At 53.8% G+C, this 15,283-nt stretch carries 10 protein-coding genes; 5 read left to right on the top strand and 5 right to left on the bottom strand.

Annotated features, from left to right (window positions below; all coding sequences use genetic code 11):
* Positions 1-182 precede the first annotated feature (182 nt).
* From KXG62_RS28995 to KXG62_RS28985, 3 genes are all read right to left on the bottom strand, one after another.
* A complete protein-coding gene (locus KXG62_RS28995; protein WP_218095499.1) occupies positions 183-2,009 on the bottom strand; it encodes an ABC transporter ATP-binding protein in 1,827 nt (608 codons plus the stop codon).
* A complete protein-coding gene (locus tag KXG62_RS28990) occupies positions 1,993-3,747 on the bottom strand; it encodes an ABC transporter ATP-binding protein (RefSeq protein WP_218095498.1) in 1,755 nt (584 codons plus the stop codon). The genes KXG62_RS28995 and KXG62_RS28990 overlap by 17 nt, the downstream gene beginning before the upstream one ends.
* Positions 3,748-3,995: 248 nt before the next feature.
* Positions 3,996-4,859 carry a helix-turn-helix transcriptional regulator gene (locus KXG62_RS28985; RefSeq protein WP_218095497.1) on the bottom strand — a complete coding sequence of 288 codons (864 nt, stop codon included), beginning with the start codon at positions 4,857-4,859 and terminating at the stop codon, positions 3,996-3,998.
* A gap of 181 nt (positions 4,860-5,040) precedes the next feature.
* On the opposite strand from KXG62_RS28985, the gene KXG62_RS28980 reads away from it, so the two are divergent.
* The 5 genes from KXG62_RS28980 to KXG62_RS28960 all read left to right on the top strand — a co-directional run bounded on the left by KXG62_RS28980 (position 5,041) and on the right by KXG62_RS28960 (position 10,191).
* Complete coding sequence (locus KXG62_RS28980) at positions 5,041-6,366, top strand: ABC transporter substrate-binding protein (RefSeq protein ID WP_218095496.1); 1,326 nt, start codon at positions 5,041-5,043, stop codon at positions 6,364-6,366.
* Between the two features lie 224 nt (positions 6,367-6,590).
* A complete protein-coding gene (locus tag KXG62_RS28975) occupies positions 6,591-7,697 on the top strand; it encodes an SGNH/GDSL hydrolase family protein (protein WP_218095495.1) in 1,107 nt (368 codons plus the stop codon).
* A gap of 288 nt (positions 7,698-7,985) precedes the next feature.
* Positions 7,986-8,630: a chromate transporter gene (locus KXG62_RS28970; protein WP_218095494.1), complete on the top strand. Its 645-nt coding sequence runs from the start codon at positions 7,986-7,988 to the stop codon at positions 8,628-8,630.
* A 16-nt stretch (positions 8,631-8,646) separates the two neighbouring features.
* Positions 8,647-9,180: a chromate transporter gene (locus tag KXG62_RS28965; RefSeq protein WP_218095493.1), complete on the top strand. Its 534-nt coding sequence runs from the start codon at positions 8,647-8,649 to the stop codon at positions 9,178-9,180.
* Positions 9,181-9,213: 33 nt separating this feature from the next.
* Positions 9,214-10,191, top strand: a complete 978-nt coding sequence (locus tag KXG62_RS28960; RefSeq protein WP_218095492.1) for a formylglycine-generating enzyme family protein — start codon at positions 9,214-9,216, stop codon at positions 10,189-10,191.
* Between the two features lie 146 nt (positions 10,192-10,337).
* Here the strand turns inward: KXG62_RS28960 and KXG62_RS28955 are convergent, their stop codons facing one another.
* Positions 10,338-12,932, bottom strand: a complete 2,595-nt coding sequence (locus KXG62_RS28955; protein WP_246627688.1) for an Ig-like domain-containing protein — start codon at positions 12,930-12,932, stop codon at positions 10,338-10,340.
* A 122-nt stretch (positions 12,933-13,054) separates the two neighbouring features.
* Entirely contained in the window at positions 13,055-15,166 is a 2,112-nt protein-coding gene (locus tag KXG62_RS28950) for a DUF11 domain-containing protein (RefSeq protein ID WP_218095491.1), read from the bottom strand.
* Between the last annotated feature and the right edge of the window lie 117 nt (positions 15,167-15,283).

The raw sequence follows: 15,283 nt of genomic DNA, 5'->3' as shown, positions 1-15,283 counted from the left end.
TGTGCAAACGCCCTTCCGGTTGCTTACCGGTTGCAAGCAGCCGAACTGTCTGCACAGGCCGTTTTTCGGTGCACAAACCTTTCATTCATTTCTTTTGCCGAACCGAACGTGCCCCAGCATTGCCCAAAAAAGCCATTACAGCCTGCCGGATTCGGCAGGCCGTAATGGCTTTACGATTGCGATCAGCTTGCGCCAAGCGCATGCTTTCCTTGGGAGTGGCGGTACAACTGCTCGTAGTAGCCTGCTTTGTCCAGCAGCTGCGCGTGCGTGCCTTCCTCGACAATGCGTCCCTGACGCATGACGATGATGCGGTCCGCCTGCATAATGGTCGACAAGCGGTGCGCGATGACGAGCGTGGTCCGTCCTTTGGAGACGACTTGCAGCGCCGACTGGACGAGCTGTTCCGTATGGGAGTCCAGATTGGCGGTAGCTTCGTCGAGAATGAGAATTTTCGGCTCGAACACGACGATTCGCGCGAACGAAATCATTTGCCGTTCGCCGGCGGACAATCCGCTGCCGCGTTCCGACAGGCGCGTATCGTAGCCGTCCTTCAGCCGCGTGATGAGCGCATCGGCGCCGACGAAGCGGCAAGCCTCGATGACCGCTTCCCGCGAAATGCTCTCGTCGAACAGCCTGACGTTATCGACGATGCTGCCGGAGTATAAGTACGGCTCCTGCTGCACGAGGCCGATCATTCGGTGCAGCGTATGCTGCGGAATGTTCCGGATGTCCGTGCCGTCGATCTGGATGCTGCCTTGCTGCACCTCGTAGAACCGGCACAGCAAGCTCATCAGCGAGCTTTTCCCCGCGCCTGTCGTTCCGACGATGCCGATCATCTCGCCGGGGCGAATGTGCAGATCGAGATCATGGATGACCGGCGCGTCTTCCGAATAACCGAACTTGATATGGTTATAATCGATGCGTCCTTTGACGGTGTCCAGGTTGACGGCTTTTGGCTGCTCGGCGTCCTTGATTTGCGGGTCCATCGAGAAAATGCGCCACAGCCGGTCCATCGACACCATGGTCGATTGAAGCGTATTCCACTGCTGCGTAATGTTGTTGATCGGCTGGAAAAACTGGCGAATGTAGGTGATGAATGCATACAACACCCCGAACTCAATGCTTTTGTTGAACACGGCCATACCGCCGATCCATACAAGGAACGCGACGGACAAGTTGCCCAGCAGATCGAACGAGCGGTTGAACAGCACGTTCGTCGTCACTTCCCGGATGTTGGCGCGGTAATATTTCTGATTCCGGTCGGTAAACTGGTTCGTTTGCTCGCGCTCCTGGTGGAACGCCTGGATCAGATTCATCCCCGCGAGGTTTTCGGCGACGAAGGCGACGAGTCTGGACAGCTGCGTCCGCGCGAGCTGGTACGTCTTGCGGATGTACGAGCGGAAGCCGATCGCGATGGCGGCGATAATCGGAATGAGCAGCATGCTGTAGGCGGCCAGCGTCGGATCGAGATGGAACATCAGGATGATGATGAACACAAGCGTCATGCCGTCGCGGATCAAGCTCAGAAACACTTGCGTGAAAAATTGGCTGATCGTCTCGGTATCGCTTGAGACGTGCGTCACGAGACTGCCGCTTTGAAACCGGTCGAAGAAGGACATCGACAGCTTCGAAATATGCTCGAACAAATCTTTGCGAATGCGGCCGACGATGCTTTGTCCGGTAAATTGCAGCAAATTGTTTTGCAAGTAAGTGAACGTCAGGCCGATTACGGACAGCGCCAAGTAGACGCCGCTGATGATCAGGAGCATTCCAAAATCGTTTTTGCCGATCAACAAATTGTTGTCGATGGCGATTTTGACCAAATACGGCTGCAGCAAATCGGCTGCAATGGCAAGGAACGTACAGAAGAAGATGATCACGAACTTTTTCCGGTGCGGTCCCGCATAGCTCATCATCGCTTTGAATGCGACGCGGCGGTTTTCCGGGCTGACCTGGTAAGAGGCGCTAATTTCTTCTTCGTGCTGGATCGGATTATTTCCCTTCGGCATAGCGTGTCCCCTCCTCCTGGATCGAATAAAGGGAAGCGTACAGGCCGTCCTCCGCAAGCAGCTGCGCATGGGTGCCGCGCTGCACGATGGTTCCCTCATCCAGCACGATAATCTCGTCCGCATGTTTCAGCGCACTGATCCGGTGCGCGATAATGATCGTCGTTTTGCCTTTTCGGCCCAAACGGATGTTTTCGATAATTTTCGTTTCCGTTACGGCGTCGACGGCGCTTACGCTGTCGTCGAGAATCAGCACGGGCGCGTTCTTGATGAAGCCGCGCGCCAGCGACGTCCGCTGCCGCTGCCCGCCGGACAGCGTTATGCCTCTTTCGCCCAGCCGGGTCTCGAATTTGTCGGGAAACTCGATGATATTATCGTGAATTTGCGCCTGTTTGGACGCTTTCTCGACATGCGCAAACTCCGTCTGTCTGTCATAGAACGCGATGTTGTCGCGTATAGTCGTGCTGAACAGGAAGCCGTCCTGCGGCACATACCCGATTTGATTACGCAAGCTGGCAAGCGTGGCGTCGCGAATGTCGGTATCGCCAATTTTGATCGTTCCCGCCGGCGGATCGTAAATGCGGAGGAGCAGCTTGACGAGCGTCGTTTTGCCGCTGCCCGTTTTCCCGATAATGCCCAGCGTCTTGCCGGGGGGAATGTACAAATCGATATCGCGCAGCGCTTCCTCCCTTGCATCCGGATACGTAAATGTCAAACCGGAGATGCGAATGCCGGCGCCTTTAGCCTCAAGCGGCAGCGCATGTGCGGCTTCCTGAATTTCCGGTGCGATCGCCAGCAATTTATTGATGCGTTCCAGCGAAGCGCGCGACCGCTGCATCGTATTGATCACGTTGCCAATCTGCTGCAACGGGTTGACGATCATGCGAAGATACAGCGTGAGCGATACGAAGTTGCCGAGCGTGATTTGCTTTTGAATTGTTAAATAGCCGCCGAGCGCAATCGAGATAATGAGCGAAAGCGCACCCAAAAACGGAAGCAGCGCCTGGAATAAGGAAGACATCCGGACAAGCTTGACCTGATTTTCCACGATGCCGTCGACCGTCTCTCCGAATCGGCCGCGCATGATGCTCTCCACGGCGAATTTTTTCGTCACGCGGATACCGCCGAACTGTTCTTCGGCCGATTCTGTCATCGTGGCCAGCGATTCCTGCACTTTTTTGGACCGTTCGCGGATCTTCGGTCCGAAGTAAATGACCGTCCAAGGGATTGCCAGCATTGGAAGCACGCAAACGACGATCAAATACAAAGGAATGGAGCTGAGCAGCATCATGACGATCACCGAGACGATCATGATGACCGAGTTGGTCGTGTGGTTGATGCCCTGGGAAATGGCATCCCGCACGTTTTTGACGTCGTTCATGACATAGCTTAACAGCTTGCCGACGCCGTTTTTGGAATAGTAGTTTTCTCCCAGCGTCGTGAAATGCTCGAACAATTTTTTTCTCGTAAAAAACTCGAACAACCGCCCCATTCGCATAATCATATATTGCCCGAATCCGCCAAGCACGCCGTAACCGATTCCAATCGCAAGCAAGATCAAGGTGTAATGCTTAATGACGGACGGCGAAATGCCCGCCTTCTGAAGATCGTCGGTAAAATTACCGAGAACCCTCGGATAATACGATTGCGTAATGTTGGCCAGCGCGATACAGGCTACGGCCAGCAAGTAAAAATACCAATGCGCTTTCACATAATCCGTCAACAATCGAGGGTCTTTCAATCGCATCCCCATCCCGTTTTTATATATGTTGAATCATGGTCTCAAACACATATTATACTTCGGTAACCTAAATATTTCATCCGTTCACGTCAACGGTAACGCTGATATTCCCGTATAAAACGCGGTATGGATTCAGTATGTAAGCGAAATCCAAGCTTTTCTTACGATGTCTCCAAATTCCAACATTTATGTAGCCATAGCGCGATTAGGCGAATATCCACAGTGGAAAAGTTTACCTCGGACTGCGCTTATCGCTTATGCTGCTGGCGGTAGCGGAACGGCGACATGCCGGCGTGCTTGCGGAACAGCCGAAAAAAATAGTTGTAGTCCTGAATGCCGACCTTCTCGCTGATCTCCTGAAGGGTGAAGCTCGATCGTTCCAGCAGCTGCTTCGCCTGTTCCATGCGCAGCCGGTTCAAATATTGCAGCGGCGTCAGTCCGGTATGCTTCTTCAGGCATTTGCTCAAGTAATCGATGTGAAAGTTCAGCCGGTTCGCCAGCGCTTCGAGCCGGAACGGCTCCTCAATGCGGGCCCGCAAGTCTTCGACGACAAGGCGGCTGATTTCATGCGACCGCGTGCCGGATTGAGAGCGGACAGCTTGCTGCAGCAGCATGAAGAACTGCGCGGACAACGCCTGCAGCGGCAGCTGGTTCTCCAGCGTAAATCTTCGCCTGCGTCGTACGATTTCTTCGAGCAGCGGAACGAGGTTGTCGGGTTCGATGACGGCCGTTTTCGGGATATACATGGATTGCCGGGCCGGCTCGCGGTCCCAGTGATTTGGGGAAGGGAGCATCGAATTCCACTGAATATCCCCGCCTGTGATTGTTCGAACGGGAGCGGGATGCTTGAAATGCAAATAATACAGCTTCGTTCCAGGCGGACAGGCCAGGTGGCCCCAATGCCGCTTGAACGGCTCCAGCACGAGAAGCTGATTGGCCTCGAGATTGTACTCATTCCCCTCCTCCGTCATATGAAAGGAGCCGTGTGTGACATATAAAATATCGTATAGCGGGAAGCTGCGTTCAAAATGCGTAAATCCCCGCTCGTACTGCAGCCGGTTTGCTGTAATAAACTGGGGCAAGGGCGGAATGGAAAGCTCCAGATTGTCCATAAAATTCACCTCATCTTATTTTTCGCAAACGTTTGCAAGAAATGCAATCCCCTGTCAAAAATTATCCTGATTTTGTACTATAACTGTTCGGTTTCTTACCTAGGTTGCGCTTGCGGAATATGGTTTAATGAAAGCATCGAACCAATTGTAAGCGCTTTATACCAAAGCGGAGGGTGGTCATATGAAAAAACATTGGAAACTTGCGTTATCCGGCTGCATGGCGATGTCGCTGATCTCGGGCTGCAGCGGGGCTGCCCCCGGGAATGCCAAGCCGGACGCTTCGAAACCATCGGACGGGCCGGTCAAGACGGAGCCGGCGACGATTCGGCTTGCCGCCAGCAACAATATGTTTACGGAGGAAGACTTTGCGAAGTATGTGGCTGAGCCGGTCAAGAAGAAGTATCCGCATATCACGGTAGAACGCATCAATACGTCCGACAAGGGCAACAGCTTGACGGATTTGGTGGCGGCGGGCACCGTACCCGACATCGTCGGCCTATACCCGGGCAACCTGTCGCAAATTAACGATTTGAACATGACGTTCAACATCGAGGATTTGATCAAGAAGCATAAATTCGATACGGGCCGGATCGTGCCCGAAGTGCTGGAAACGGTGAAAATCGCCAGCAACCAGAAGTATCTTGTCGGCTTCGCCGCCTATCATAATCCGTTCGGTTTATTTTACAACAAAGATTTGTTCGATCGGATGGGGGTACCTTATCCGAAGGACGGCATGACGTGGGAAGACGTGAGAGACTTGGGCGGGAAACTGACGCGTCTGGACAACGGGATTCAGTACCGCGGCATTTATGCCGACTTCCTGTACCGTGGAGGCCGACAGCTTAGTCTGCCGTACGCCGACTTCAAAACGAACAAATCGCTCTTGAATACGGATCCGTGGAAGGAACTGTTCCAGCTGTGGAACAGCCTGTATGATATTCGCGGATTGAGCGAAGGAGACTACAAGACGCTCAACTACGCGAAAAACGAGCAGGCATTTATTAAAGGCGAGCTGGGCATGCTCGCAGGCTACAGCAACACGCTCAGCGCTTTGAAGAAAGCGCCCGATCTGAAGTGGGATGTCGTCACGTATCCTTCCAATAAAAAAGCGCCGGGCGTCGGCCATCGCGTCGACAGTCCGATCTTGTCCATTACGACGCAAAGCAAAGCGAAAGACGCGGCCTTCCAGGTGCTGGAGACGATTCTGTCGGATGAAGTGCAGACGGAGATGGTGCGTAACGGCCGGATGACGATTTTGAACTCGCAGAAGGTAAAGGACGAGTTCGGCAAGGGGATCGCCGAATTTAAAGGGAAAAATCTGATCGCCATGACCAAACCGAAAATGGCCGTCATTGCACCGATCCAGTTCCTGAACGAAGGCGAGATCGACAAAATTACGAGCAAGGCGTTCCAGTCGGTCGTGAACAAGGAGAAGGACATCAATACCGCGCTGCGGGATGCGGATGAGGAGCTTAACAAGCATATCGAGAGCCAGTTGAAAAAGTAAGACCCCCTTAGTCGAAACGATCGTGCGAAAGCCTTGTGCCGGCGATCAAGGAGTGAGTGGAGGCATGCGCGCGCCCGGTTGACGGCGCGCGTTTTGGCGTTTCAAGGCGAATGGTTGGCCTGCGCGGCCCCGGAATCAAGCATTGGCAAGATGCGGCAATGGATTTACAATGATATGGAAGATTAGGCCGTCACCGGCAAACGACAATAAGGAGGATATGCGCTATGACCGGCTTTTCTGGAGGAGTAGATCCGACGAAGCTGGATGCGAACATGCGTCTTGCTGCAGAGACCGATACCGCACTTGTGTGGAAGTCGCCGATGGAGGAACCGTTCCGCTTGACCGGATTCCCGTGGCTGGGGACGGACGGCGTGTACCGGCGGCTGCCTGTTTCCCCGTCCCACAGCTTAAGGCCAGCCGTCGATACACTGGCGAATTGTACGGCGGGAGGGCAGATTCAGTTCCGGACCGATTCCGCAACCGTTGTACTGCAAGCGGAACTGGCTGGACCGGCCAACATGTACCATATGCCGTCCACGGGACAATGCGGCTTCGATTGCTACATCGGCTCATTCGGGGAACAAGCTTTCGTCGGCACGACAAGAATGAAGCCGACGGAAACGAAGGTGGAGTACCCGCTTTTCGAGCTGAAAGGCATCCCTCGAAAGATGCGCACGGTAACGATTCATTTCCCGCTGTATCAAGGCGTCAAGCGTGTCCAGATCGGTCTTGACGCGGAAGCGGCACTGGAGGCTCCGGCACCGTATACCGACGATCGCCGTGTTATCTTTTATGGAACGTCGATTACGCAGGGAGGCTGCGCATCGCGTCCGGGCATGGCGTTTACGAACATATTAAGCCGCCGATTTCACCGCGAGTTCATCAATCTTGGCTTTTCCGGCAATGGCAGAGGCGAGCCTGAACTGGCGCATCTGATCGCGCAAATCGAACGTCCGGCGCTGCTGGCGCTCGATTATGCCGCCAATGTATCGACCGAGCAATATATAGCTACGCTGCCCGAATTTATTCGTATCTACCGGTCGGTTCATCCGGATACGCCAATTCTGGTCGTTTCGAAAATCCCATATGCACAGGAACCGCTCAACGCGGCCATGCGGGAAAGACGCATCATCGGCCGCGATTTCGCGCGTCAGCTTGTTGATACGCTGCAAGCGGATGGAGACCGGAACATCGCATTTCAGAACGGGGATGAACTGCTGGGCGAAGATCCCGAAGAATGCACGGTGGACGGTTCGCATCCGAACGATCTGGGCTTCAGGCGTATGGCGGATGGATTTACGCCGATACTGCGCAAGTTGCTGTGTCCATAAGAAATCGTCAGCGAGACATTCTTCTATAAATAGAATTGAGCGAGTGCAGCCGCTTGTCTCCGTTTCAGGAGACAGGCGGTTTTATTTTGCGAACTAAATTCCAAGATGAATTAAACTCATAATTCCTATCTGAATGTATACCATTAGTGTTCTTGATTTATAAGCTATAATGAAATGATTGATCATTCATAAGGGAAAATGATAGGTGAAATTCCGAAAAGTTTATTCCAATTCGGTGAAAAGTGGAGTATACTGAAAGTAGTACAAGGGGGAAGGGCGGGATGCTTTATGAAGTCCACACAGTTACAACAGCTATGGAGCATCTTTACGGTGTTTCTGCGGATATCACCGGCTACTTTCGGCGGCGGCTATGCGATGATACCGATCATTGAGAGAGAAGTAGTACACAAGAAGCAGTGGCTTGCCGCTGATGAAATGTGCGATATCTTATCCATTTCCGGTTCTGCGCCGGGCGGCATTGGTGTAAACGCCGCGGCATTTGTCGGCTACCGGCTTGCAGGCGTCGGCGGGGCGGCCGTTGCCGTCATAGGGATTACATTTCCGACCTTCGTGATCGCTTTTCTGCTGAGCCTCGTCTTCTCGATGTTCCAGCATCACCCGAAGGTCGCTGCGGCGCTGGACGGCATTCACGCAGCGGTAGTGGCGCTGATTCTTGTGGCGGCATACCGGATGGCCAAAACGGCCGTGTTCGATAAAACGACGTTTGCCACGATGATTTGTACGCTTGCGCTGCTGCTCAGCGTTCCGATTCATCCGCTTTCGGTCATTTTATTCGGCCTGGTGGTCGGTATCGTTTTCATCTACATGAAAGAAAGACTCGGCGTACCCGTCAGGCTCGATAAAAACGACGGTGAAGTAGCCACGGTATCCGGTTATGTATATCCCGATTATTTCATTGCCGACGGTATATAGATGGGGGGTGCAATGAGTGCTGTGGGATTTGTTTTTTTCATTCTTTAAAATTGGCTTTATGTCATTCGGCGGCGGCTATGCGATGGTGCCGGTCATCGAGCGCGAGGTCGAAACGCATGCATGGCTGACTCCGAATATGTTCGCCGATGCGGTGTCACTGGCGGGCATGGCGCCGGGGCCGCTGGCTACGAATATGGCGACGCTGGTCGGATTCAAGACCGCCGGAGCAGCCGGAGCGGTTGTTGCCACGATTGGTATGGTGCTTCCCTCGCTGCTTGTTATGATTGCCCTCGCGGCGTTTTTTTATAAGATTCACCACAACAAATGGGTGCGCGCTTCATTTTACGGCTTGCGGCCGATTGTCACGGGACTGATCTTGTTCGCGGCGGTCCGTTTCGCGCAGTTGGGTATGGACGAAGGACTCATAACATGGCATACTTTGGTTAGCCTTCTCATTACAGGCGGCGTTCTCGTAGCGGTGCTCAAATATAAAGTGCCGCCGATTGCGGCTATTTTATTATCGGGTCTTCTAGGTATTGCTTTCTTTTAACAAAATATATGTAGATAAAGCGAGGCGTATCCAATGTCCCAATCCCATGACAAACCGTCTTGCTGCTCCAACACCAGCCGGGGCAGTGTTTCGTCTATATCCTTTGATCGGCTCTCTGCCTCAAGCGGGACGGAACAGGAGCCGAACAAGCCTTCCAAAGCCGACATGATTCTTTTGCCGGGCGGCTCGTTTCTGATGGGCACCAATGATGGGGAAGGGTTCCCTGCCGATGGAGAAGGGCCCGTTCGCACTGTGACGCTGCGGCCTTTCTATATCGATCCGTGCACTGTGACCAATGAAGCGTTTGCTCAGTTCATTGAAGATACGGGTTATGTTACGGAAGCGGAGCGGTTCGGCTGGTCATTCGTATTTCATCTGTTCGTATCAGAGGAGACGAAGAGCAAGACGTCGAATGCCGCCATGCAAACGCCATGGTGGTATGTTGTGAACGGCGCGGATTGGCGTCATCCCGAGGGGCCGGATTCCGGGATCGAAGACCGCCTCGACCATCCAGTCATTCACGTCTCCTGGAACGACGCGATTGCTTACTGCGCATGGGCCGGCAAACGGCTGTTAACGGAAGCGGAGTGGGAATTCGCCGCGCGGGGCGGTCTCGTGCAGAAGCGGTACCCATGGGGGGACGAGCTGAAGCAGGGCGGGGAGCATCACTGTAACATATGGCAGGGCAAGTTCCCTGACAAGAATAACCAGAGCGACGGCTATGCCGGTACGGCGCCTGTACGCACCTACAGCCCGAACGGGTACGGTTTGTACCAGATGGCGGGAAATGTATGGGAATGGTGCTCCGACTGGTTCCATCCTACGTATCATATGCAAGCGACGAAGGACAACCCGACCGGTCCGCCGTCGGGCGATTCGCGCATACTCCGCGGCGGTTCGTACTTATGTCACAAGTCGTACTGTAACCGTTACCGGGTCGCCGCGCGCAGCAAAAATACGCCGGACAGCTCCACGGGCAATATTGGTTTTCGTTGTGCCGCGGATGCGTAAGCAAGAAGCATCTTGCCCGCTAACAAGCAAAGCTTGGCCTGCTATGTCAGGCCGGGCTTTTTTTGCGGTTCGGCAGCGATGGAACAAGAAACGAAAAAAGAGAGAGTCCGCATGAGTCGGACTCTCTCTTTCTGTACATGCTTGCATTAGTCTACCGTAACATAAATATAAGTCCGCTTGTCCCCGTAGTTGACGGTGACCGTCGCTTTCCCTTTACTGATCGCTTTGATGACGCCATCCTTCACATCGGCCACCCGGATGCTCGAGGAGGACCACATGGCCGGAATCGTCACGTCTTCTTCGCTTAGATCGGAATACGTAGCCGTCGCCTTGGCTTCAACGGAAGCACCTTGCTTGATGCTGATCAAAATAATGTCAGTCTTCAAATATTTGAGTGTATCGACTTCGACCGGAACCGTGATGCTTTTGCCGCCGAAAGTACCGGTAATGGTCGCTTTGCCTGATCCGACGGCAGTAACGACGCCCCCGGATACGTCAGCGACCTTGTAATTGCTTGATTTCCATTGCGCGTCTGCCGAAACGACCTTCTTGCTTCCGTCCGACTGGGTCGCTGTCAGCGCAATGGACGTGCTTTGTCCCCGCTTCACCGATAAAAACTTCTTATCCGTATCCAGCGACTGCGCCACACCGATTTCAACGGAAACGGAGACCGACTTGCCGCCGTATTTGGCCGTTACTGTCGCTTTCCCGCGGGACACGGGGGTGACGACACCGGCGGACACTTGCACGATTTGGACGTTGCTTGAAGCCCATTCCGCATCATTCGTCACGTTCTTTTCTTCGCCGCTTTTATTTTTCGCGGTCAAAGTGATCGCTCTGCTCTCCCCAAGATCAAACGACAGGAATGCAGGCGAAGCGGTTAAGCTATCGGCCATATCAACCGAAATGTTCAACGTAATCGTCTTGGTTTCAAACGAAGCGGTAATGACCGCGTCCCCGGAAGCGATGGCTTTCACGACGCCGGCATCTACCGAAACGGCGCTCGCGTTGGAGCTTGTCCATGTCGCCTCGCTTGCGACCTGGTTCACCGTGCCGTCGGTATAGGTAGCCGTCAAGTCGATCGTTTTCGAAGAACCTTTGGCCATGGAGAACTGGGTGTCGCTGGTGGTCGTCAAGCTTTTCAGCACGCCGACGGACACTTGCACGACCGTTGTGCGGGTGCCGAATTTCGCCGTCACCGTCGCGACGCCCGTGCCGACGCCGGTAATCAACCCGTTACGTACTTCGGCAACGGCCGGCGCGCTGCTCGTCCATTCAGCCTTGCTGGTCACGTCGACTTCGCGGCCGTCCGTATACAGTGCCTTTAATACCATTTGCTCGTAACTGCCCATTTGAAAGCTGACCGTTTTTTTGTTCGGTACAAGAATGTTCGGAATGTCGACGGATACTTTGATCGTCACGCTTTTATCGCCGTACACGGCTTTGATCGTCGCTTCGCCCGCCTTGCGCGGCACGACGTTGCCCTTGGATACGGTAGCGACGTCCTCGTTATCGGACGACCATTTGGCGTCGGTGGTTACGTCGCTCGTGGAATTGTCCGCGTATACCGCCGTCAGTGTCAGCTGCTGATCTTGTCCAGATTGCACGTATAAGCTGTCTTGACTGGCGAGCAGTCTTCTCGGGACGTCGACATCGATGACCGCGGTCACGCTTTTGCCGCCGTAGCTCGCCGTCACCGTCGCTTCTCCGGCCGCGCTCGCGAACAGCTTCCCTTTGACGACGCTCAGCACATCTTCATTGCTGGAAGTCCATTCGGCACGGGCAGTAATGTTATCCGTGCTGCCGTCCGGGTACGTTGCGGTGAGCGTCAACTGCTCGCTCGCATTTTTCTTCATCATCACCGTCTGCTTGTCGAGTCCGAGCTTGACGGCATTGTCGACGTCAACCTTGATCGCCGTCGATTTGGTGCCGTAGGTGGCGATGATCTTCGTCTGCCCCGGGCCGTATCCCGTAATTTTCCCTTTGATGACGTCGGCGACGTCCGGGTTCTCCGAATCCCAATCCGCCAGCTCGGTCACGTCTTTCGTGCTGCCGTCCGGATACGTCGCCGTCAGCTTAATCGTGACATCGTCCTTCAGCAGCAGAGAAACTTCGGACAGATTCGGATCGACCCGTTTGACGATCTCGATATTGACCGGGATGGACACCGTTTGATTGTTGTATTTGGCGGTGACCGTTGCCGTGCCGGAGCTTTGGCCGGTTACAAGGCCGTTCACGACGGTTGCGACCGAGCCGTTGTCGATGTTCCATTCGGCTTTGGTCGTCACGCCTTCGTTCGTGCCGTCATCGTAATAAGCGGTAAGGCCGATTTGCTGCGACGCGCCTTTACGCAGATCGATCGTTTGCACGTCTTTGATAAGCGAACGCACGCGTTTGGATACTTTCACATTGACAACAACCATCTTCTCCATATAAGTCGCCGTAATGACGGCGGTGCCTTCCTGTTTCGCGGTGATGCTGCCCGCATATACCGAAGCGGTATTGGGAGCGCCTGAGTTCCAGTCCGTCTTCACCGTTACGTTCTCCGTCGATCCGTTGGTATAGATGGCTGTCGCCGTCAACAGAAACGTTTCGCCGACTTCAAGCGAAACTTCGTTTTTGTTCAATACCAGGCTGGATATTTCGGTAGCTGCGAAAGCGGTCGTCCCGCTAAAGCTGCAAAGGCAAATGGCAAAAACCATCAAAAATGCGATTAGCCTTTTGCTTTTTTGAAACCGCATGTTTCCATCTCCTTCTCTCTGAACTTCTAGGTTCGTCTGCATCTAACTATATATCGGCAGAGAGAGGCGCAAATGTTAGGTTGTTCACAATAATGTTGTATTTTATTGTCGATATGGCGCGGTTATTTAGTGACGGTGAACCAGTCCAGGCTTTGCTCGGCGAGCAGCTTGCGCTGTCCTTGGAATTCGTCGTAAATGCTCAGGCGGTATTGCTCTAAAAACTGTGCTTTGAAAATGAGCTCCTCTTCATCGACGGTGATCGTAAACGACCGTTTTGTTCCAAGCTTCAGCGTGTTGTCGCCTGCTTCGGGCTGCTGATTGCCGGTCCGGGGTTCCATTTCGGAAAGAGGATATTTCTTTTCAAAAGACAGATTCCCTGTGGAATCCTCGAATGCAAGAACCAGCTTATGTCCTTCCGTATTCGATGCGGCTTGGCTGATTTTGGCAAGCTCATAATCGAATTTCAAATACAATTTGCCCGAATTGATCGACGTGCCGATGTTGCCGAGCGATAGAACATAGGGGAATAGCCCGATCTGCTTCAGGGAAGGGTTCACTTCGTGATTCTCGGCCGGCAGCGCAAATGAAACGGCGTTCATATAGGCGTATGGCGGATTTTCCGTCTGCGGTTCATCGCCAATTGACGCTACGACTTCGCCGACAATTAATTGCATTCGATCTACCGGGAATCCTTTGGGCAGCATGCTCCATACGTGGTAGCGCGCTTTGCCGTTCGGTGCGAGGCTGCCCGGAATGCGGGACACTTGCGCCGGGAAAACCGAGCCGTCGCCCGCAAGGAAACGCGCGGCGAAAGGGGGAAGTTCTACCGCTCTTTTCTCCAAGTTGTCGACCTCGAATTCCGCCGAAAAGAGATCGCCCGAAGCTCCCTTGTACGTGTTGACCGAGTGAACGGCATAGCGGGACCGGTGTCCGATCGTATCGCGCATGTAAGTCGAGCCGGCGCCTACGGAAGGAATAGCGGACGGATCGGATGGCGCCCAGAGCTCCAGTACGTCGTTCGTTAGCGAATCGCTTTCTTTCTCCTGCAATACCAGCTTTATTTGTCCGTAATGGAAGGCGTACGGAATTTTGCCGATGATCTGAACGCTCACCTCACCACCGGCATCAAGGCTGATGACTTGATCCCGTTGCATCAGCCGGGCATCTATTTTAATCGATTGGTCGAGCACAAAGTAAGCGTCCAGTTCAGGAAGAGGCAGTAATTCGTTCCCTTGATTCGATAATTTGACGGTAGCGCTCAGGACGTCCTGATCCTCCCACGGAAGACGGTTGATTCCCACCAGTTGGGCTGTATAAACGCCGGATTTGCCGACAAACGAATATTCCTGCCCCAACTTCCCGTTGTCGTTCGATACTACCGAAGGAAGCCGAAGATCGCCGACGAGCATGCTGAAATCCTGCTCAGGCACGGGCTGTGCCATGAGCAGTTCCCATCCATCCGGCGGGACCGACGAAGGGACAGATCCGGTCAACTGCAGCGTTCCCGATTCGTTCGGATTGATTCCGCCGCTCTTTCCGTTCTTCGTCTCTAGCGGGTACATCCGGCCTTCCGGCGTACGAATGAAGTATTCGCATTGCGGCATCGGCAGTAACGTGTTCCCGTGATTCTTGATCTCTAACGTAATAAAGGGAGAGTAGGCCTTTTCGCTTTTGCTTCTGGCAAACCGGTTTATTTTCGCTTGAAAGCGGGTCCCGCCGATGCGAACCTCGGCAGCCTCACCCGCGGGAGTGACGGCCGCATAGTCCGGCGGCACCGAGATTTGTCCTATGCGGCGTTCATAGCCCGGCTGGCTGAAGTCAAGCGCGTAGAACTCCAGTGCCAGGTCTTTCACGTTGACTTCGCCATCCACTTTGGCGTAATACGTGTAGCGTTTTGAAGCATGGGGGGCCGCTTGATTACCCCCTTGACCGGAAGGCAGAAGCGCAACGTTATACGCGATGCCGGATGCGGTTCTTAGTCTCATCCAGTAATCCAAGGAAAGATCGGAACTGCCGTTATTCGTTACCGTCAAAGTAAACGTGACGACATGGCCTGCTTGCGAAGGCAGGAGCATTACATCTCCCAGCTCGAACAAGCTGCCGTCGCCATCTGCGAGCGAACCGGCGCTGAAAACTCCGGCAGCGGTTGCGGCGTTCGGCGGCAGCACCGGTCCGATGCTTAAAGCGACGAGCAGCGCGGCGCGGGCGCACCGCATAACCCATTGATTCATCATGATTATTTCCATTCCTTTCGCTTCGCTCAAGGCACAAAACGGAATGAAATCCGTTCGCCTTGAGCGGTTCTCTTGTATTCTAGAGATACAGAGATATCAGCACACTACAAATCACGC

The sequence above is a fragment of the Paenibacillus solanacearum genome (assembly GCF_910593845.1).
GTDB classification, from domain to species: Bacteria; Bacillota; Bacilli; order Paenibacillales; family NBRC-103111; genus Paenibacillus_G; species Paenibacillus_G solanacearum.
This window is presented reverse-complemented; position numbering and strand designations above follow the sequence as displayed.

Coding starts and splice junctions, on each gene's coding strand:
- KXG62_RS28995 (WP_218095499.1), bottom strand. CDS start 2,009: ATGCCGAAGGGAAATAATCCGATCCAGCACGAAGAAGAAATTAGCGCC.
- KXG62_RS28985 (WP_218095497.1), bottom strand. CDS start 4,859: ATGGACAATCTGGAGCTTTCCATTCCGCCCTTGCCCCAGTTTATTACA.
- KXG62_RS28980 (WP_218095496.1), top strand. CDS start 5,041: ATGAAAAAACATTGGAAACTTGCGTTATCCGGCTGCATGGCGATGTCG.
- KXG62_RS28975 (WP_218095495.1), top strand. CDS start 6,591: ATGACCGGCTTTTCTGGAGGAGTAGATCCGACGAAGCTGGATGCGAAC.
- KXG62_RS28970 (WP_218095494.1), top strand. CDS start 7,986: ATGAAGTCCACACAGTTACAACAGCTATGGAGCATCTTTACGGTGTTT.
- KXG62_RS28960 (WP_218095492.1), top strand. CDS start 9,214: ATGTCCCAATCCCATGACAAACCGTCTTGCTGCTCCAACACCAGCCGG.
- KXG62_RS28955 (WP_246627688.1), bottom strand. CDS start 12,932: ATGCGGTTTCAAAAAAGCAAAAGGCTAATCGCATTTTTGATGGTTTTT.
- KXG62_RS28950 (WP_218095491.1), bottom strand. CDS start 15,166: ATGATGAATCAATGGGTTATGCGGTGCGCCCGCGCCGCGCTGCTCGTC.